The sequence below is a fragment of the Flavobacterium sp. N3904 genome, assembly GCF_025947305.1.
Lineage (GTDB): Bacteria > Bacteroidota > Bacteroidia > Flavobacteriales > Flavobacteriaceae > Flavobacterium.
The window spans coordinates 4,250,834-4,268,728 of sequence record NZ_CP110009.1 but is presented as its reverse complement, the minus strand read 5'-3'; the positions used below and the strand labels follow the sequence as shown (position 1 = coordinate 4,268,728).

Annotated in this window: 16 protein-coding genes; 12 read left to right on the top strand and 4 right to left on the bottom strand. The window is 32.5% G+C overall.

Going from position 1 to position 17,895, the window contains the following annotated elements; translation table 11 throughout:
- Window positions 1-93: 93 nt before the first annotated feature.
- A complete protein-coding gene (locus tag OLM57_RS18225; RefSeq protein ID WP_264566929.1) occupies window positions 94-645 on the bottom strand; it encodes a ferritin-like domain-containing protein in 552 nt (183 codons plus the stop codon).
- Between the two features lie 521 nt (window positions 646-1,166).
- Between OLM57_RS18225 and OLM57_RS18220 the strand changes: the two genes are divergently transcribed.
- From OLM57_RS18220 to OLM57_RS18200, 5 genes are all read left to right on the top strand, one after another.
- A complete protein-coding gene (locus tag OLM57_RS18220) occupies window positions 1,167-1,340 on the top strand; it encodes a hypothetical protein (RefSeq protein ID WP_264565113.1) in 174 nt (57 codons plus the stop codon).
- Window positions 1,337-1,762, top strand: a complete 426-nt coding sequence (locus OLM57_RS18215; protein ID WP_264565112.1) for a hypothetical protein — start codon at window positions 1,337-1,339, stop codon at window positions 1,760-1,762. Before OLM57_RS18220 ends, OLM57_RS18215 begins: the two co-directional genes overlap by 4 nt.
- 172 nt (window positions 1,763-1,934) lie before the next feature.
- A complete protein-coding gene (locus OLM57_RS18210) occupies window positions 1,935-2,666 on the top strand; it encodes a DUF72 domain-containing protein (protein WP_264565111.1) in 732 nt (243 codons plus the stop codon).
- On the top strand, window positions 2,663-3,316 hold the full coding sequence (locus OLM57_RS18205; protein WP_264565110.1) for a DUF6766 family protein: 654 nt from the start codon (window positions 2,663-2,665) through the stop codon (window positions 3,314-3,316). The genes OLM57_RS18210 and OLM57_RS18205 overlap by 4 nt, the downstream gene beginning before the upstream one ends.
- Window positions 3,317-3,553: 237 nt before the next feature.
- The gene (locus OLM57_RS18200) at window positions 3,554-4,225 is read left to right on the top strand and encodes a hypothetical protein (protein ID WP_264565109.1); all 672 of its coding nucleotides are present in this window, start codon (window positions 3,554-3,556) and stop codon (window positions 4,223-4,225) included.
- A gap of 29 nt (window positions 4,226-4,254) precedes the next feature.
- Here the strand turns inward: OLM57_RS18200 and OLM57_RS18195 are convergent, their stop codons facing one another.
- Together OLM57_RS18195 and OLM57_RS18190 are read right to left on the bottom strand one after the other, a co-directional pair.
- Window positions 4,255-4,782, bottom strand: coding sequence for a hypothetical protein (locus tag OLM57_RS18195; protein WP_264565108.1), 528 nt, complete (start codon window positions 4,780-4,782; stop codon window positions 4,255-4,257).
- A gap of 101 nt (window positions 4,783-4,883) precedes the next feature.
- Complete coding sequence (locus OLM57_RS18190; RefSeq protein WP_264565107.1) at window positions 4,884-6,026, bottom strand: DUF3179 domain-containing protein; 1,143 nt, start codon at window positions 6,024-6,026, stop codon at window positions 4,884-4,886.
- A 204-nt stretch (window positions 6,027-6,230) separates the two neighbouring features.
- Here OLM57_RS18190 and guaA point away from each other — a divergent pair, with 204 nt between their 5' ends.
- From guaA to yidC, 7 genes are all read left to right on the top strand, one after another.
- Window positions 6,231-7,760 carry a glutamine-hydrolyzing GMP synthase gene (gene guaA, locus OLM57_RS18185; protein ID WP_264565106.1) on the top strand — a complete coding sequence of 510 codons (1,530 nt, stop codon included), beginning with the start codon at window positions 6,231-6,233 and terminating at the stop codon, window positions 7,758-7,760.
- A 61-nt stretch (window positions 7,761-7,821) separates the two neighbouring features.
- Window positions 7,822-9,717 carry a LysM peptidoglycan-binding domain-containing protein gene (locus OLM57_RS18180; protein ID WP_264565105.1) on the top strand — a complete coding sequence of 632 codons (1,896 nt, stop codon included), beginning with the start codon at window positions 7,822-7,824 and terminating at the stop codon, window positions 9,715-9,717.
- Window positions 9,718-9,797: 80 nt separating this feature from the next.
- Complete coding sequence (locus OLM57_RS18175) at window positions 9,798-11,741, top strand: LysM peptidoglycan-binding domain-containing protein (protein WP_264565104.1); 1,944 nt, start codon at window positions 9,798-9,800, stop codon at window positions 11,739-11,741.
- A gap of 109 nt (window positions 11,742-11,850) precedes the next feature.
- The gene (locus OLM57_RS18170) at window positions 11,851-12,252 is read left to right on the top strand and encodes an OsmC family protein (RefSeq protein ID WP_264565103.1); all 402 of its coding nucleotides are present in this window, start codon (window positions 11,851-11,853) and stop codon (window positions 12,250-12,252) included.
- Window positions 12,253-12,299: 47 nt separating this feature from the next.
- Window positions 12,300-12,536, top strand: a complete 237-nt coding sequence (locus OLM57_RS18165; protein WP_264565102.1) for a DUF3820 family protein — start codon at window positions 12,300-12,302, stop codon at window positions 12,534-12,536.
- A 217-nt stretch (window positions 12,537-12,753) separates the two neighbouring features.
- Complete coding sequence (locus OLM57_RS18160; protein WP_264565101.1) at window positions 12,754-14,367, top strand: CTP synthase; 1,614 nt, start codon at window positions 12,754-12,756, stop codon at window positions 14,365-14,367.
- A 124-nt stretch (window positions 14,368-14,491) separates the two neighbouring features.
- On the top strand, window positions 14,492-16,396 hold the full coding sequence (gene yidC / locus OLM57_RS18155; protein WP_264565100.1) for a membrane protein insertase YidC: 1,905 nt from the start codon (window positions 14,492-14,494) through the stop codon (window positions 16,394-16,396).
- An 87-nt stretch (window positions 16,397-16,483) separates the two neighbouring features.
- On the opposite strand, the gene OLM57_RS18150 is transcribed toward yidC, so the two are convergent.
- Window positions 16,484-17,452, bottom strand: coding sequence for a fasciclin domain-containing protein (locus tag OLM57_RS18150; RefSeq protein ID WP_264565099.1), 969 nt, complete (start codon window positions 17,450-17,452; stop codon window positions 16,484-16,486).
- Between the last annotated feature and the right edge of the window lie 443 nt (window positions 17,453-17,895).

The window sequence follows — 17,895 nt, the reverse complement described above, 5'->3', positions numbered from 1 at the left end:
TTCGATTGGATTTATAAGAAAGTATCAGTGATTGATATAGGTGTAATAAAGAAATCTGCAGTAAATAAACACTGCAGATTCTTAATTTTTGTTTTATTCTGCTTCAGCGGCATCAAAATTAATGGTGTTGTATGCAGCTTCAGTTAAAGTGACGTCAGCTTCTTTTTCTTCAGCTAATGTTTGAAGAAGTAATTCAGCGGCTTCATCTTCACCAAGTGTCTTTGCAAAAGCCGCAAGTGTGCCATAAGTTGCAATTTCATAATGTTCGATTTTTTGGGAAGCAGCAATGATACCGGCATCTCGCACCGGTCCACTTTCTGTTTCTTCTACAATACCTTCACCTTCTTTGATAAGTCCTTCCATAGCATCACATTTTTTGGCTGCCACCTTTTCACCCACTATTTCGAAAACTTGTTCTAAACGTGTTACTTGTTTTTCTGTAACCGCAAGGTGGTTGTTAATGGCATCTATCAAGTTTTGTGCAGTTGCGTTTTTTGCCATTTTTGGCAGGGCTTTTGTTAACGCTTTTTCAGCCCAGTAAATGTCCTTTAATGAATCCACAAATAGTTCTCTTAAACCATCGGCGGCAGATTTTTTGCTAGCTACTTTCTTTTCATCTTTTTTTGAAGTATTGCTTTTTGGCATACTAATTACATCTTTTTGTTTGTCTGAATTATTCATAATATCTTTTTTTAGTTATTTTCCAAAATTAGATAGAAACGAATCATAAGGACTTATACAATTTATTTGCAATGTTATAATATTCAAAGGTTTGACTGCTGAATTAGCCAGCTTGGGACAAAAGAAATCTTACGGAATGTCTGTCGTATGTATGTCTAGTTCTTTATATGGTTGGAATTTGGGCATACCAATAGTTACTTTAAAGTTGAATTAAAACGACATTTTACTGTAATGTCACCTCCTTCCTAAATGTTTTCTTTTTTATCAAAGAAAAAAGCATGATGTGGCAGACTACCATTTCCTGATATGGTAATTCATAAATATTGATTTTTTCATTTCTCTGTCGTGCTATTTTATTAGAATTTAAACCTAATTGTCTGTAAATTAAGTAATAATGCGCTTGAATTTTATAAGAGTAGAGCTTGCTCTTTGATCTACTTTTGACATAATCAACAAACATTATTAACAAACTTAAATGTAAAGTTATGAGCACACTTAATTCAAAAGACACAAAAAAGAAAGATGACAAAACATCTTCAGCAACTTCAAAAGACTCCACAAAAAAAGTTGTCAAAAAGCCAGAAAGTGAAAAAAACACTTCAAAAACGGCTGAGAAAAGTTCTAAACCAGCTTCTAAAAGCAGCAAAAAAACAGAATGATCATGGAAAATCAAAAAAGCACAAGTTATGAGCAAGACAGCCATAATGTAGAGAATCCGTCGTTTATACGAGATTACCAAAATCCAAATTACAATCCAGAGGAGGAAAATGGTGATTTAAACAATACGGAGTCTCATCTTTATCCTGACCAAAATCGAAATTCAAAAGATAATTCAGATGACAATTCGGATGAGGAAAATGGCGATTTAGACAATACAGATTCTCATCTTTACCCTGACCAAAATCGAAATTCATTAAATTCTAATGCTGTTAACTCACTTGAGGAAGAAGATGAGGAAGATGAAGAAGATGAAGAAGATGAAGAGGGCGATGATTTTAATAAAGAAGATTTTGAGGAAGAAGGAGATTTTCAAGAAAAAGACATAGATTATAGTGAAAGAAAACAAAGAGATTCTTTTTGATTTTAACTCTTATGGTTCGCTTTTCTTAATGGTTTCCATAAGTCCATAAAATCATTTCTATGGGAGTAAAACCGCCTTTATAGGCGGTTTTTTTAGGAATGTCCAAATACTAATTATCAAAAAAATATACTTATGAAATGGGTATAATTTCCAAAATTTAAATATTGATTGTATGAAAAAGAATCTATACATTGGTTGTTCCAGTTTCTATAATTCATATTGGAAAAAGATCTTTTATCCAGAGGGTATTCCTGCTTCTAAATGGTTTGAATATTATTGCACTCATTTTAAAACCTACGAAATGAATGGAACTTTCTATAAGTCCCCAACATTGAAAACTATGGAAAATTGGCGCCAAAAAGCACCTGACGATTTTTTGTTTTCTGTAAAAGCACCAAAAGAAATCACGCATACCAAGATGTTTGTTGACTGCGAAAGTCTAATCAAAGATTTTTATGCAATTTGTAGCAACGGTTTGAAAGATAAATTAGGATGTGTTTTGTTCCAATTTCCACCCAGTTTCCATTATTCTTATGAAAAACTGCTTTTCATTATCAGTCAACTGGATTTGAAGTTTTATAATGTCATCGAATTTCGTCATCAGAGTTGGTGGATATCGGAAGTATGGGATGAACTGTATAAAAACAATATTACGTTTTGCAGTGTGAGTCATCCGAAATTGCCCAAAACGATTTTTACTGAGTTTCCAGTCATTTACATACGACTTCATGGACGCCCCAAAATGTTCTATTCTGATTATTCTACCGAAGAATTAAGCAATATAAATAATACAATTGTTCAAAGCAAAAAGGGACAGACTGCATTCGTTTATTTTAATAATACTGCAAGTTCAGCTGGTATTTTAAATGCCTTGGAAATGAAAAAAATAAATCAATCGCTATGAAAAAGTTTTTAAAAAATAATGGGCTATCACTTTCCTTTCTTGGTTTGTTTATAATTTCACTGCTATTGCAAATAGTTTTTGGACTTAAGGAATACAATAAATTTCTAATTGAAAATGGAGCTGCAAGCATTGGTTATATTGATTATTTGAGTTCCGGACACTTTATGGAATCGACATTTGAGAATTGGGAAAGTGAATTTTTGCAAATGTTTCTTTTTGTGGTTTTTACTATTTTTTTGCAACAAAAAGGTTCGTCAGAGTCTAAAGATTTTGATAAAAAAGAAGAGGTCGATCAAGGACCAGTATCGGTTAAAGATGCTCCATGGGCTGTTAAAAAAGGAGGTTTTATATTGATCATATACAAACACTCCCTTTCCATAGCGCTATTTGTATTGTTAATTTTTAGTTTTGCTATGCATTTTTACGGTAGTTTAGAAAATGAGAATGAATCACTTCTGTTAAAAAATGAACCTATTGAAACGGCTGGAAGCTATATTACAAATTCAAGGTTTTGGTTTGAATCCTTTGAAAACTGGCAAAGCGAGTTTTTGTCGGTGTTTGCCATTGTCGTTCTTTCTATTTATTTACGCCAAATAGGTTCCCCACAATCAAAACCTGTTGATGCACCTAATAATAAAACTGGTGAATAAAATGTTTCATTCTCTTTTGACTTCTAACCATTCTCCTAATATTTACTGGGATAAACTGCTTTGTTAAATAATTAATTCAATTAGCAGGCAACTTGAATTAATTAATGTTAGAAATTAAATTTAGAATTTCTTAACAAGTAGCAAAGAATAAATTATGTTAGTTTTGTGATTTTATAATATGTCTTTTTTTATTTTTGGTCAAAATGTTTTAAGATTGAAACCTACTTTTTTAATACTATGAAACAAATTTTATTTATTTTCATGATGGGGTTCGCAACTTGTACGTATGCTCAAGTAGAATTTAACACCAAGTTCAAAGGGATTCCGCCAGTGAATATAAAACCAAAGGAAAAGAAAGTCTTGCCTCCAAAACCGATAGACACGTCAGTGATTATTCCTCCCAATGTTTATAAAAACCCGAATATACAATCTCCACCCAACTCTGTTACCGAATATAGACCAAAGGTTAAGAGCGAAATCTCTATGCTACCCAGTAACGAGTTTATCAACCCGGGTGATGAGATAAGGGATAAATTAAATAAAAAAACAGATCGTCAGGAAGGAATTGCCTATCGGCGTAATCAAAGTTTAGGTACTTATAAAACCAAATCGATTTCTGCAAAAGTGATGTATAGAGATGCTCAATTTGTTGATGGGGATTTAATACGTGTGTACTTAAATGGAAAAGTTATTCAAGAGCAAGTCTATTTGGAAGTTAGTTTCAAAGGGTTTGAAATCGTTCTGGAAAAAGGATTTAATAAAATTGATTTTGAAGCATTAAATCAAGGTGATTCTGGTCCAAATACAGCAGAATTTAGGGTCTATGATGACAAAGAAACTCTTGTTTCGGCTAGTGAATGGAATTTGGGTACTGGATTTAAAGCAACTATTATCATTGTAAAAGAGTAGTCCTAAAACTACTCTTCCACTATATTTTTTTAGAAAGGATCTGCAGTAACTTTAAATTTCATTTCCGCTTTAACAGTTGTCTCTTGAGTTAAAGTTTCTTTTGTAGTAACCGTAGTTCGTATTTTATAACTAGAAGCTTTAATGTATTTATCCAATTTTTGAGAAGTACAAGTCAAATCAATACTATTGGAACTAACGTTGATGTTATCCTGAAAAGCCAATTCTATTTCATCATCGGCAGTTGTAGAAATATACATGTGAACCGATTTTAGAAAACTAAATGTTTTATCAGCTGGATTTGTTATGCTTAGTTTTAATTCCTGCAATTTTACATCTTTAACCAAATCAGTTCTAGTATTGTTATTTTTAAATTCTGTAGTAGAATTGCTAGTTACATCTGGAGTTGCTACTTCAAAAGGAGTGGTAATAGGCAATCCGCTATTGATTGTAAAAGAGGTTTGATTGGAAATTGTAAAGGTTAATAATTTATCTACTTCATTACAAGAAGCTATAAATAAGGATACAATTGTTATAAGTAAAACTGATTTTATTTTCATTTTTTTCTGATTGTAGATTTTGAATTTCTGCGAATGTAGTCTATTCAACAGGTAAAAACGTATCATTTAACGATTTTGTGACGGAAACGGTGCCATAAAAATTATTTCTGTGTTAAGGGATGAAATGTTTTCCAGCTATGCCAATATTCCTGATAGGCTTTTATAGGTTGAAGTTTCTTGATTAGAGGATTTGTTGATTTGCCTAGAAATGTATAGCTATTTTTTCCGTCGTATAAAGCGTTGTTTGTCAAAGTAAATTTTTGGGACGCACTATTTCTTTCTAGTGCTACAAAGCTTTTGTTGTCATTGGCTAAAATCAAAACAATAGGTTTGTTTTGAATTACATCATAAATAATCCTTTTTTTGACTAAATCATTCCAATCATAAGCTTTGCTTTGCTTGTCAATAGTAATACCAACTATCCATGATTTTTCTTTCCACGAAAGGGTATCTCTTCGGGTTAAGTTTCCTTTTCTTCGTCCGGATTCATAATTGCTCAAACTATCATATTCGGTTTTAAAATCTTTATCTTGCTGCATAATCAAACTTTTGGGATTTAAAGTAAGCCATTGTTTCAACGACATTTGATTGCTCTCTAATTCCGGCAAAGTTTGTCCTTTTAATTTTCCGGCAATAGCTTCTCCAGTGGCTTGTCTCCACCAACTTTTGGTGGTTTTATCTTCAAACATCGCGTTAAAATGATCCATTCCTACTAATCTAAAACTTTCTTTTTTGCCATTTACCATCGGCTCAAAAATGCGTCCCGATCTGCAAACAGTACAATAGGTAACAAGTATGGGTTTTTGAGCAATAGTATCAAATACTTGATGATGATATCCTAAAAACTGTATAGGATAAGCTCTGGACTGCCCTTTGTAAGTGACACCAATAACGATTCGACTGGTGTCTATTTTGCTATGGGAAGCATCACTCATTTTTAGATTTTTGGTTTGCAAGAACATGGAATCTGCGGCCATAACTGCATTTGTAGCGTAACCAATTCCTATTGCTAAAACTGACGCTAAAAGAGATAAAATTTTAGATTTTTGAAAAGAAGCTTTGAATCCAAAAAAGATCATTAGAATGAAAACCAATCGAAAAATCCATCTCCAAGTATATAAAAAATAAGCCAAATCAATACTGTTCATTTCTTGGCTTCCTGGCATTGGCATTATAAAATAAACATTTGCAATCTCAAAGAATATGATTCCTATTATACCAAAATAGTAGATTTTTTTTGCCATAGTGTCTCAATTTGAATTTAATTAATGCGTTTTTTTGATTTTTGTAAAATAGGAATAAACTATATAATCGCTGCTTTTTTCTTGATATTATTGAATTTATTTAATCCTTTTAGCCAAAATAGCAGAAAGTTATTCGATAAAAATAAAATAAAAATTTTTCAAAATACAATTTTTCAATTCCGAATATATAAAGTATTTTTGCGCATGCAACACAACGTACTTATTTTAGATTTCGGATCGCAATATACACAGCTTATTGCGCGTAGAGTTCGCGAATTAAATATATTCTGCGAAATTTTTCCTTACAATCATTTTCCGAGTGATTTATCAAGTTATAAAGCCGTAATTCTTGGTGGAAGCCCTTTTTCTGTTAGAGGAGAAGATGCACCGCATCCAGATTTATCACAAATTAGAGGTAAACTGCCAATGTTAGCCGTATGTTACGGAGCGCAATATTTATCACATTTTAGTGGTGGTGAAGTAGCGGCTTCAAATACTAGAGAATATGGTAGAGCCAATTTATCTTATATAAAAGAAGACGAAATTTTCTTTGAGGGGGTTTCTGAAAACAGTCAAGTTTGGATGAGCCATAGTGATAGTATTAAAGTATTACCAACTAATGGAGTAAAATTGGCCAGTACTCATGATGTAGAATTTGCCGCTTACAAAATTGAAGGCGAAACTACGTATGCGATTCAATACCATCCTGAAGTTTTTCACTCTACAGACGGATCAAAAATGCTGGAAAATTTCTTGGTAAAAATAGCCCACGTTCCTCAAAATTTTACGCCAGGTGCTTTCGTTGAAGAAATTGTAGCTGAAATGAAAGAGAAAATCGGAAACGACAAAGTTGTTTTGGGACTTTCGGGAGGTGTAGATTCAACAGTAGCTGCAGTTTTATTACATAAAGCGATTGGCAAAAACTTGTATTGTATTTTTGTAAATAACGGATTGCTGAGAAAAAATGAATTTCAAAGTGTTTTAGATCAATACGAAGGAATGGGATTGAATGTGAAAGGAGTTGATGCTTCTCAACGTTTTTATGATGCCTTGGCTGGAGTTGTAGATCCAGAATTAAAAAGAAAAGCTATTGGAAATGCTTTTATCGAAGTTTTTGATGTTGAATCACATCGAATTGAAGATGTAAAATGGTTGGCTCAAGGAACAATTTATCCAGATGTAATTGAATCGGTTTCGGTAAAAGGACCATCTGCAACCATAAAATCGCATCATAATGTGGGTGGTTTGCCAGATTATATGAAGCTTAAAATTGTTGAACCTTTGCGTATGCTTTTTAAAGATGAAGTACGTAGAGTAGGAGCAACATTGGGAATAGATCCAGAATTATTGGGTAGACATCCTTTTCCTGGACCTGGATTGTCGATTAGAATTTTAGGAGACATTACTTTAGAGAAAGTTCAAATTTTGCAAGACGTTGATAAAGTCTTTATTGACGGATTGAAATCTTGGGGATTGTACGATAAAGTTTGGCAAGCGGGTGCCATTTTATTGCCAGTAAACAGTGTTGGAGTTATGGGTGATGAGCGTACGTATGAGAAGGTTGTAGCATTGAGAGCCGTTGAATCTACTGACGGTATGACTGCAGACTGGGTGCATTTGCCTTATGATTTCTTGATGAAAGTATCTAATGATATTATCAATAAAGTAAAAGGTGTTAATCGTGTAGTTTACGATATAAGTTCAAAACCACCAGCAACAATTGAGTGGGAATAATATTAGTTTTTTAACATTAAGTCGTTACATTTGTAACGACTTAATTTTTAAAATTATATTTATGAAAGAATTTTTAAGAGTTTTATTGTTTATTATTTTTGTTTCGAATGTCACTTTTGGACAACAATCTGCAACAAAACATACGGTTTTAAAAGGCGAAACCATAACCCAAATCGCTCAAGCATACAAAACCACTCCTTCTGAAATTTATAAATTAAATCCAGAAGCCCAAAACGGAATTGCCGAAAACCAAATTCTTGTCATTCCAGAATTACTTCCACAAACTAAAAATACGATTACACATATTGTTGCCCCAAAAGAAACCCTTTTTGGCTTGGCTACAAAATACAATGTAAAAGTTGAAGTTATTCAAAATGCTAATGCTGCAGTTCTTGCCAACGGATTGCAAGTTGGTCAGGAATTAGTTATTCCACAAGAGCCAAAAACAGAAATTGCTACCACAAAAAGCACCCACTTAGTACAACCCAAAGAATCACTATTTAGTATTGCTAGACTTTACAATGTATCCGTAGAAGATCTAGATAAAGCAAATGCTGAACTTATGAAAATAGGTTTGCAGGAAGGGCAAGTAATAACTATTCCAAATAAAAAGAAAACATTAGACGGTCGCGTGAGAGTAATCAATGCCGAAACTATTTTTTATATCGTTAAACCTAAGGAAACTAAATATTCTATTGCCAAACAATTTGGAATTACAGTAGAGCAATTAGAATCTCAAAATCCAGAAATTGTAAATGGATTGACCGAAGGAAATAAATTGGCAATCAATGTTAGGGAAGTAAAACCAACCAATGAAAATGAGGAACTAATGCTTGCTTTGGCAGAGAAACAAGTCGTTGTAGAAAAATCCAAAGCCAGCACAGAAGAAATTAAAAGTCTAAAAGAAAAATTGGCGTTGCAAGATGAAATTAATAAAAATATTGTCAATGTCAACGGATTATTAGTGAGTCTAAAAGAGATTGACAATACTCAGGAAGGTTCTGCCGAAAAGCTTAAGTTAGTATTAGAAGCCAATAAAAAAATACAGGAAGTTCTGTTGTCAAAACTTGATTCGTTGGTTAATACTATGAATAAAGATTTGAATCAATTAAAAAAAACGGAATTGGTTGATTTGGACGAATCCATACGTTTGCAAAAAATATCCAACGAAAATATCAGTAAAACCAACGAGTTATCACATCAACTGAAAAAACAATTGGCAGATAACAGAAAAGTATATTCTGGATTGATGGATAAAGCAGAACGAATTGCTGTAGAAGAAAATCAAGAATATAAGAAAAGCATAAGAGAAAACAGCAAAATAAAACCAAATGAAAACAAAACGGTAGTACTTACACCAGTTGACTTGAAAAACATGGAGAGTGAGCAACGTTTGCGGGATTTAAAAAATATGAGGTTAATTACAAAATTAGATTCATTAAATATTGAAAGCAAAGCCGAATTAAATCTTCATATTGGAAAGGCTTCGTTTTACAGCAAGCAAGCAAGGTCCATGGATGATAATTTAGCGAAAGTAAAAAACAAAAGTTATCAAAATAAGGCTTATGAAGCCAAAACGAAATCAAAAGCGGGAGTAGCTGTGTCATCACCAACTTTAGAACAAATTAAAAAGCAATTGGCCAAACAACCCGAAAAAGTAAAAGCGGTCAAAATAATAACCTTAGATAATTTAAAAGACGTCAATGAGGGCTATTACATTGTTTTGGGTGAATTTCAAGACGCAAAAGAAAGAGATGTTTTCTTCAGAAAATTGACTGATAATGGGTTATTGGATGCCAATTTCTTTTATAATATGAATATATTGTCATACTATGTGTACTCCAAAATGTTCTTAAATAAGGATCAAGCCATTTATGAATATATTCAAAATCAAGGAAAACCACTTTATGAAAAAATGTTCGTGGTAAATGTAGTGAGTGAAATCAATGTAAAATAAATTAACAAAGTAGAAAGAGTTTTTTGGTTTAAACACAGTATTTTTACTGAATTTTAAAAACACAAAAGCATACCCCAAATATGAAATATTTTTCAGTATTATTCTTTTCAGTATTATTTGTTGCCGTTTCAAGTCAAGCTCAGGACAAGTTGGATAAGTATGTTGTAAGTAAAGGAGAAACGATAAATCAGATTGCACAAAAATTCAAGATTACTCCTTTGGATATCTACAAACTCAATCCCGATGCACAAAATGGGTTAAAGCCAAATACGGTGTTGTTAATTCCAAAAAGCAATTCAAAAAATGTAGCAGTTTCTAATAATAAACCAAAAGCGCAGGCTAGAACCCATGTGGTTCTCGCCAAGGAAACTTTATTTGGGATCGAAAATAAGTACGATGTAACTGATGAAGCTTTAAAAAAAGCAAATCCTTTTTTGGAGAAAGAAGGTTTACAAATTGGTCAAATTTTAAATATTCCTTCTAAAAGTAGCTCAAAAACCACAGTTGTTGCCAAAAATGTAGTGATATATCATACCGTTCTTGCTAAGGAAACAAAATATTCCATTGCAAAACAGTACGATATGACTATTGAAGAATTGGAAAAAAGAAACCCCGAGATTGTTGCCAATTTGCCAATTGGTTATCAATTATTAATAAAAGGAAATGGCCCGAAACCTATTGCGAAGGAAAGTAATATTGAGAAAAAAGCAGATGTTGTTAAACCAATTACAATAAAAGCTTCAAAAGAAATTGTCTATGTTGAATATCAGGTTAAAGCGAAAGAGACTTTTTATAGCCTGTCGAAAATGTTTGGACTTACCCAACAGCAATTAATAGAGCTTAATCCTGCATTATCTGGCGGTGTTGAAGAAGGTATGATGCTGAAAGTGCCTTCCAAATCCAATCAGATTGCTTCGAATAGCGTAAAACAAAAAGTTGTTTTAACTCAAAAAAGTAGTGATGACAAAAAAACTTTGGTGTTGTTGTTGCCATTTAATATCGCCAAAAATTCAAACGATACTATCAATTCTACTACAAATAGAATTAAGAATGATAAATTTCTAAATATGACTTTGGATTTTTATTCAGGAGCTTTAATGGCTATAGACTCTGCCAAGCAAGTTGGAATTTCGTTGGATGTAAAGATTTTTGATTCGAATGAAACAAAAAACACTTCAAATGTGGCATCAATTTTTAAGGATAATAATCTCGAAAATGCAGATGCTGTTGTCGGGCCATTTTATCAAAGTAATGTAGAAAAGACAGCAAACTTATTTGCGCAAAATAATGTTCCCGTTATTTCGCCTTTGTCTAAAGATGGAGGAAATCCTTTTGATAATTTGTATCAATCCATTGTTTCAACTACAGTTCAGAAAACGGCAATGTTTGATTTTTTGAATGCAAAACAGGGGAACGTAATTGCAGTAATTGACAAGAAAAAAGAAACCATCAGAAAATATATTTCAGAAAATCAGAAAGAAATCAAGATTCCTCCATTGACAGAAACGGGAGGCCTTAATGTAGATGGTTTCAAGAAAATGATGGTAAAAGACAAAATGAATTATGTTATTTTGGAAACGAGCAATACCGGAATGATAAAGTATACCATGAATGCAATGCTAAGTGTAATGAACACCTATCAAGTACAATTGGTTATTTTGGAACCTAATGAAACCTTGGATACTGACGAAATAAGTTTTGAGGATCTTACTAAATTACATTTAATGTATCCTTCGACAACAAGGGTAAACGATTCGCCTGAAGCTCAAATTTTTGTTCAGAATTATAGAAAAAAGAATAAAGTCAATCCAAGTACTTTTGCTATTCGCGGTTTTGATATCACTTTTGATACCATGATGCGCTTGTCGCAAGATAAGACTTATCAGGAAACTGCCGAAACCATGATCACCGAACAAATAGAAAATAAATTCGAATATTATAAAAAAGAGGATGGTGGGTACGCCAATAAAGGAACTTATATTCTGTATTATGATACCGATCTTACGATTAAAGAGGCAAAGTAGAGTAGCAGTTTTTAGTATCAGTATTCAGTTTGATGTTTAGTAATCAGAAAACAAATTACTGATAACCCAAAACTCATAACTCATAATTTACAACTCATAATTCAATACAATGACTTCAAAAGTAACTTATTTAGGAGATTTAAGAACGTCTTCGGTACACATACAATCGGGAACTGAGATCATATCAGATGCTCCAGTTGATAATAATGGAAAAGGAGAAGCTTTTTCTCCGACGGATTCAGTTGCAAATGCTTTGGCTACCTGTATGATGACGATTATGGGGATAAAAGCGAGAGATTTGAATGTTGATTTTAAAGGTTCGACAGCCGCAGTTACCAAGATCATGAATGCCGAACCAAGACGCATTGGTGCTATCGAAATTGTTTTTGAAATGACTGGAGTTTTCGAACAAAAAGACAAAACCATTCTGGAAAGAGCGGCGATGACTTGCCCTGTTTTCTTGAGTTTGAATACAGAAATTGAAAAGCGAATTACTTTTAATTGGAAATAGAAAGCAGTAATTGGTTTTTTAATAAATCATAACCCAAAACTCATACTTTGGATCAAAACCAAAAGCAACTTATAAAACTGGCCCATACCAAAATGCCCTTTGGTAAATATGAAGGCTGGTTTCTTATTGATATTCCCGAATATTATATTGTTTGGTACAGTAATAAAGGTTTTCCAAAAGGAGAACTAGGCGAACAATTGAAATTAATTTATGAGTTAAAACTTAACGGACTCGAAGAATTAATTCGAAACATAAAAAAGAAGTATCCAAAACCAATAAAATAGATTTTTAGATTATTGGATTTTTAGAGTATTAGTTACATTTTTTTTGTTTAAAATTCTATAAAATTTTCATTTTTTACAAAGAGTTGTTAAAAGAGTTAATTAAAAAGTAAGAAGTCTAAAAATCTATAAATCTAAGAAGTCTAATATTCTATATTATCCAATTAAATTTGTACTTTTGCCACGTTTTTTACACAACTACAATACAAACAACAACAGAATGAATCAAACGAAATATATTTTTGTTACTGGCGGTGTGACTTCTTCTCTAGGAAAAGGAATTATAGCGGCATCTTTGGCAAAATTGTTACAAGCAAGAGGATACAGAACGACTATTCAAAAATTTGATCCTTATATCAATGTCGATCCAGGAACTTTAAACCCTTATGAGCACGGGGAATGTTATGTAACCGACGATGGTGCAGAAACAGATTTGGATTTAGGGCATTACGAACGTTTCTTGAATGTGCCAACTTCTCAAGCCAACAATGTAACTACAGGCAGAATATATCTTTCGGTAATAGAAAAAGAACGTAGAGGAGAATTCCTAGGAAAAACAGTTCAGGTTGTTCCTCATATCACAAATGAAATTAAGGAAAGAATGCAATTGCTTGGTAAATCAGGCGATTATGATATTGTTATTACCGAAATCGGTGGTACTGTTGGGGATATAGAATCGTTACCGTATATTGAGTCAGTTCGACAATTGGTTTGGGATTTAGGCGAGCACAATGCAATTGTTATTCATTTAACTTTGGTGCCTTATTTGGCTGCTGCTGGCGAATTAAAAACCAAACCAACACAACACTCCGTAAAAACTTTGATGGAAAGCGGAATAAAAGCAGATATCCTAGTTTGTAGAACAGAACATGAAATTTCAGATGAAATTCGTAATAAATTGGCCCTGTTTTGTAATGTAAAAAGAGAAGCGGTTATTCAATCTATCGATGCTTCCACTATTTATGAAGTGCCTAATTTAATGTTGGAAGAAGGATTGGATGTAGTGGCTTTGAAAAAATTGGATTTACCCAAAAAGGCAGCTCCCGATTTGAAAAACTGGAACACGTTTTTACGCAGATTAAAATTTCCAAAACATACCGTAAACATCGGTTTGATTGGGAAATATGTAGAAATGCAGGATTGTTACAAATCGATTTTGGAAGCTTTTATTCATGCAGGTGCTGCGAATGAAACCAAAGTAAATGTGATTTCGATACATTCTGAGTTCATCGACACAGAGAATATTAAAGAAAAATTATCCGGTTTGGATGCTATTCTAGTGGCTCCAGGTTTTGGAGAAAGAGGAATAGAAGGAAAAATTGAAGCGATTCGTTATGCACGTGAAAATAAAGTTCCGTTTTTCGGAATTTGTTTGGGAATGCAAATGGCGATTATCGAATATTCAAGAAATATATTAGGATTGGCTGATGCAAATTCAACCGAAATGAATGATAAAACTACGAATCCAGTTGTTAATTTGATGGAAGATCAAAAAACTGTGACAGATAAAGGAGGAACCATGCGTCTTGGAGCTTGGAAATGTGATATCACTCCAGATTCATTAGCTTATAAAATTTACGGAAAAACATCTATTTCAGAACGTCACCGTCACCGTTACGAATACAACAGTAAATATGTTGATCAATTGCAAAAAGCGGGATTGATTTCTTCTGGTGTAAATCCTGACACAGGTCTTGTAGAGATTGTTGAATTAACAGATCATCCTTTCTTTATCGGTGTTCAATACCACCCGGAATATAAGAGTACAGTAGCAAACCCGCATCCAATTTTTGTGAGTTTTGTTGCTGCTGCCGTTAAAGCTAAAAAGAAATAAAATTTATAATTTGAATTTTCTAGAATTGATTGCTGTTAAAATGTAACATTAAATATGTTTTGATAACTAACACCATCGGTTTCTAGTTTGTCTAAATTAAAAAGACGAAATAACAATAAATAAAATGGAAGAAAAAAAATTAGACCTTAACTCGGTTATAGGTATTGTGTTAATTATTGGTATTTTTCTTTGGATGATGTACCAAAACAAACCTTCGGAGGCAACTCTTGCTGCAGAAAAGGCTAAAAAAGAATTGGTTGCCAAAGAAGCGCAAGCGAAAGCAGCAGTTGTAAATACAGTTGTTGCCCCAACGGCAATAGTAGCAGGTGATTCTACTCAATTGGCCGCGTTGCAAAAAACATTAGGAGGTTTTGCTTATTCTGCAACTTTACCCTCAGCAAAAAATGATGTTACAACAATCGAAAATGATTTTGTAGTATTGAAAATTGCCAACAAAGGAGGTTACATTGTAGAAGCTACTTTAAAGAATTTTGAAAAATTCAAGAAAAATTCAGGGCAATTGGTTTCTTTGATCAAGAACAACAATTCCGATTTGAATATTCAATTGCAAACAAGTGATAATAGAGTTTTGAATACAAAAGATTTGTATTTTGAACCTACATTAACTAAAGTGGGTGCTGATCAAGTTCTTTCGATGAAATTGAAAGCTGGAGCCAATGAATATTTAGAATACAAATACATTTTGAAACCAAACGATTATATGGTTGGTTTTGATATTCGTTCTCAAGGTTTGAACAAAATTTTGAATACAGCTAAACCACTGGATCTGCAATGGAATTTAAAAACGTTCAGAACAGAGAAAAGTATTTCATACGAAAATCGTTTTACACTTTTGAATTATGAGTATGAGAATGAAAAATTCAGCAGTGTTTCTGGGAACGGAAAAGAAGTTAAAGAAGATACCCCCGAAAAAGTAGCATTCGTAGCTTTTAAGCAGCACTTTTTTACTTCAATATTATTGACTAATACTCCTTTTGAGAAATCAAGTTTGAAATCGAATAATTTGGTTTTGGATGAAAAAAAAGATACAACTTTTGTTAAGCAATTTAATGCAAATGTGCCATTGGCATTTTCAAATGGAGAAGTAGATTATAAAATGAATTGGTATTTTGGACCGGCAGATTACAAATTATTGAAATCGTATGACAAGCATATTGAGAAAATTATTCCATTAGGATGGGGTATATTTGGTTGGATTAATATGTTTATATTTATTCCTTTGTTTGGATTTTTAAGTAGTTATATTTCTTATGGTATTGCCATTATTGTTTTTACAATAATCATAAAAATTGCAATGTCTCCAGTTACTTATAAGTCATTCTTGTCTCAGGCCAAAATGAAAGTATTGCGACCAGAGATTACAGAATTGGGTGAGAAATTCAAAAAAGACCCAATGAAAAAACAGCAGGAAACGATGAAATTGTACAATAAAGCGGGTGTAAATCCAATGGCGGGTTGCATTCCGGCTTTGATTCAGATTCCATTTATGTATGCATCATTTCAATTTTTCCCATCCGCTTTTGAGTTGAGGCAGAAAAGTTTCCTTTGGGCAGATGATTTGTCTTCATTTGACTCTATTTACAAATTACCGTTCCACATTCCATTATACGGAGATCATATTGGGTTATTTCCTTTGATGGCAGCAATTGCAATTTTCTTTTATATGAAAATGACATCTGGTGACCAGCAAATGGCAGCTCCGCAACAAGAAGGAATGCCGGATATGGCTAAGATGATGAAATACATGATTTATATTTCGCCACTTATGATGTTGATTTTCTTCAATAGCTATGGTGCAGGATTGAGTTTGTATAACTTTATGTCGAATTTAATCACTATTGGTATTATGTTTGTGATCAAAAATCACATTGTAGACCCAGATAAGATTCATGCTCAAATACAAGAGAATAAGTTGAAAGAACCTAAAAAACCAGGTAAATTTCAACAAAAATTGCAACAAGCGATGGAACAAGCCGAAGCTCAAAAAGCAAAAGACAAAAAGAAATAAAATTAAATATAAATTGAAAAGCTCCTGGTAAAACAGGAGCTTTTTCGTTTTTAACAAATTACATTAACAACCAATTAATTATATTCATTAAAAAGTAGGGAGTAGTACTTTATCTAGTACGTGTATGATTCCATTAGAGCATTGAACGTCTACTGCAATGATATTGCAATTTCTTCCGCTTACATCCAGTAATCGAGTAGGTGTAAATTTTACGGTAACATTTTGCCCGGAAAAAGTGGTTACAACTTGATCATTTGTCAATTGACTTGATTGTACATTGGCGCCGGCAACAACATGGTATTTTAATGTTTTTTCTAAAACATTGGCTGGAATTGCTGACAATCCAGAATAGCCTGTTTCTGTTAAGAAAGCTCCAAATGCATCATTTGTTGGAGCGAAAACTGTAAAAGGAGAGCTTGCTGTTCCAGATAATATTCCAGCAAATCCAGAAGCAGGATTGTATGTTAAGGCGGCTACCAAAGTGGTGAAGTTAGGATTTGCTGCGGCATGATCTACAATCGTTGGCAGTCCTATCACTGCGTCTACAATATGTATTACACCGTTTGAAGCCATAATATCGGCTTTAGTAACGGTCGAAATTCCGTTTAATTTTACCCCAGACGCAGTATTGACAAACATACTTAAAGTGTTTGTAGATGATGCAGTTCCTTTTGCCAGTGTTTTAATGTATCCAGTTGTTAAATCGGTTGATTTTACACTTCCGCTTACAACATGATTCAATAAAATTTGAGTTAGAGCGGTTGTTGGTACATCCTTAATTGTGGCATAAGGTGTTGTTTTTAAAAATGCTGTAAAAGCGGCATTTGTTGGTGCAAATACTGTATAAGGACCTGCTCCTTTTAGCGTTGTTGCCAAATCTGCTTTTGTCAATGCTTCGACTAGAATACTGAAATCAGGATTACTTGAAGCAATACCAGTAATTGTATTGTCCACTACTGGAGTTACTGGTGTGTCGTCATCATTATTGCATGAAGTGCCAATTATTATTAATAGCGATAAAGTCAATACTTTTTTGATTTTTAATAGATTTTTCATAATTATAAATTGTTAAGTGTTGAATATTAATGGTTTGATCCTTAACAAAGCTAATGATAAATTTTTATTTTGTTTAATATATAATTAAAAAATTTAAACAAATAAATAAAATTTATAATTTTTTTTAAATTTGTTTAATGCTTTAATATTGAATTTATTCTATGTTTTTCGATTAATCGTACAATATTTATTTGCATTTTTTTTAGGTAAAATTATTTTTTTTGATTAAAATATATTTTAATAAGTTAAACAAAATATAATGTTTAATTTTTTAAATTTATGAAGTTTTTTTTAAGTATTTTAGAATATGATACAATCAATTATATAGTTTTTATCATTTTGAATAATTAAGTTTTATGTACTTTTATAAAATAATGTTGCCTTATAATAATAACTACTTTTTAAGGTTATACTATTGGCTTATGATAATTTAATTGGAATTG

Excerpts from the sequence above, each read along its gene's own strand:
- OLM57_RS18200 (WP_264565109.1), top strand. The coding sequence starts at position 3,554 with ATGAAACAAATTTTATTTATTTTCATGATGGGGTTCGCAACTTGTACG.
- OLM57_RS18195 (WP_264565108.1), bottom strand. The coding sequence starts at position 4,782 with ATGAAAATAAAATCAGTTTTACTTATAACAATTGTATCCTTATTTATA.
- OLM57_RS18205 (WP_264565110.1), top strand. The coding sequence starts at position 2,663 with ATGAAAAAGTTTTTAAAAAATAATGGGCTATCACTTTCCTTTCTTGGT.
- OLM57_RS18220 (WP_264565113.1), top strand. The coding sequence starts at position 1,167 with ATGAGCACACTTAATTCAAAAGACACAAAAAAGAAAGATGACAAAACA.
- OLM57_RS18160 (WP_264565101.1), top strand. The coding sequence starts at position 12,754 with ATGAATCAAACGAAATATATTTTTGTTACTGGCGGTGTGACTTCTTCT.
- OLM57_RS18190 (WP_264565107.1), bottom strand. The coding sequence starts at position 6,026 with ATGGCAAAAAAAATCTACTATTTTGGTATAATAGGAATCATATTCTTT.
- OLM57_RS18225 (WP_264566929.1), bottom strand. The coding sequence starts at position 645 with ATGCCAAAAAGCAATACTTCAAAAAAAGATGAAAAGAAAGTAGCTAGC.
- guaA (WP_264565106.1), top strand. The coding sequence starts at position 6,231 with ATGCAACACAACGTACTTATTTTAGATTTCGGATCGCAATATACACAG.
- OLM57_RS18180 (WP_264565105.1), top strand. The coding sequence starts at position 7,822 with ATGAAAGAATTTTTAAGAGTTTTATTGTTTATTATTTTTGTTTCGAAT.
- OLM57_RS18210 (WP_264565111.1), top strand. The coding sequence starts at position 1,935 with ATGAAAAAGAATCTATACATTGGTTGTTCCAGTTTCTATAATTCATAT.
- OLM57_RS18170 (WP_264565103.1), top strand. The coding sequence starts at position 11,851 with ATGACTTCAAAAGTAACTTATTTAGGAGATTTAAGAACGTCTTCGGTA.
- OLM57_RS18175 (WP_264565104.1), top strand. The coding sequence starts at position 9,798 with ATGAAATATTTTTCAGTATTATTCTTTTCAGTATTATTTGTTGCCGTT.
- OLM57_RS18215 (WP_264565112.1), top strand. The coding sequence starts at position 1,337 with ATGATCATGGAAAATCAAAAAAGCACAAGTTATGAGCAAGACAGCCAT.
- OLM57_RS18150 (WP_264565099.1), bottom strand. The coding sequence starts at position 17,452 with ATGAAAAATCTATTAAAAATCAAAAAAGTATTGACTTTATCGCTATTA.
- yidC (WP_264565100.1), top strand. The coding sequence starts at position 14,492 with ATGGAAGAAAAAAAATTAGACCTTAACTCGGTTATAGGTATTGTGTTA.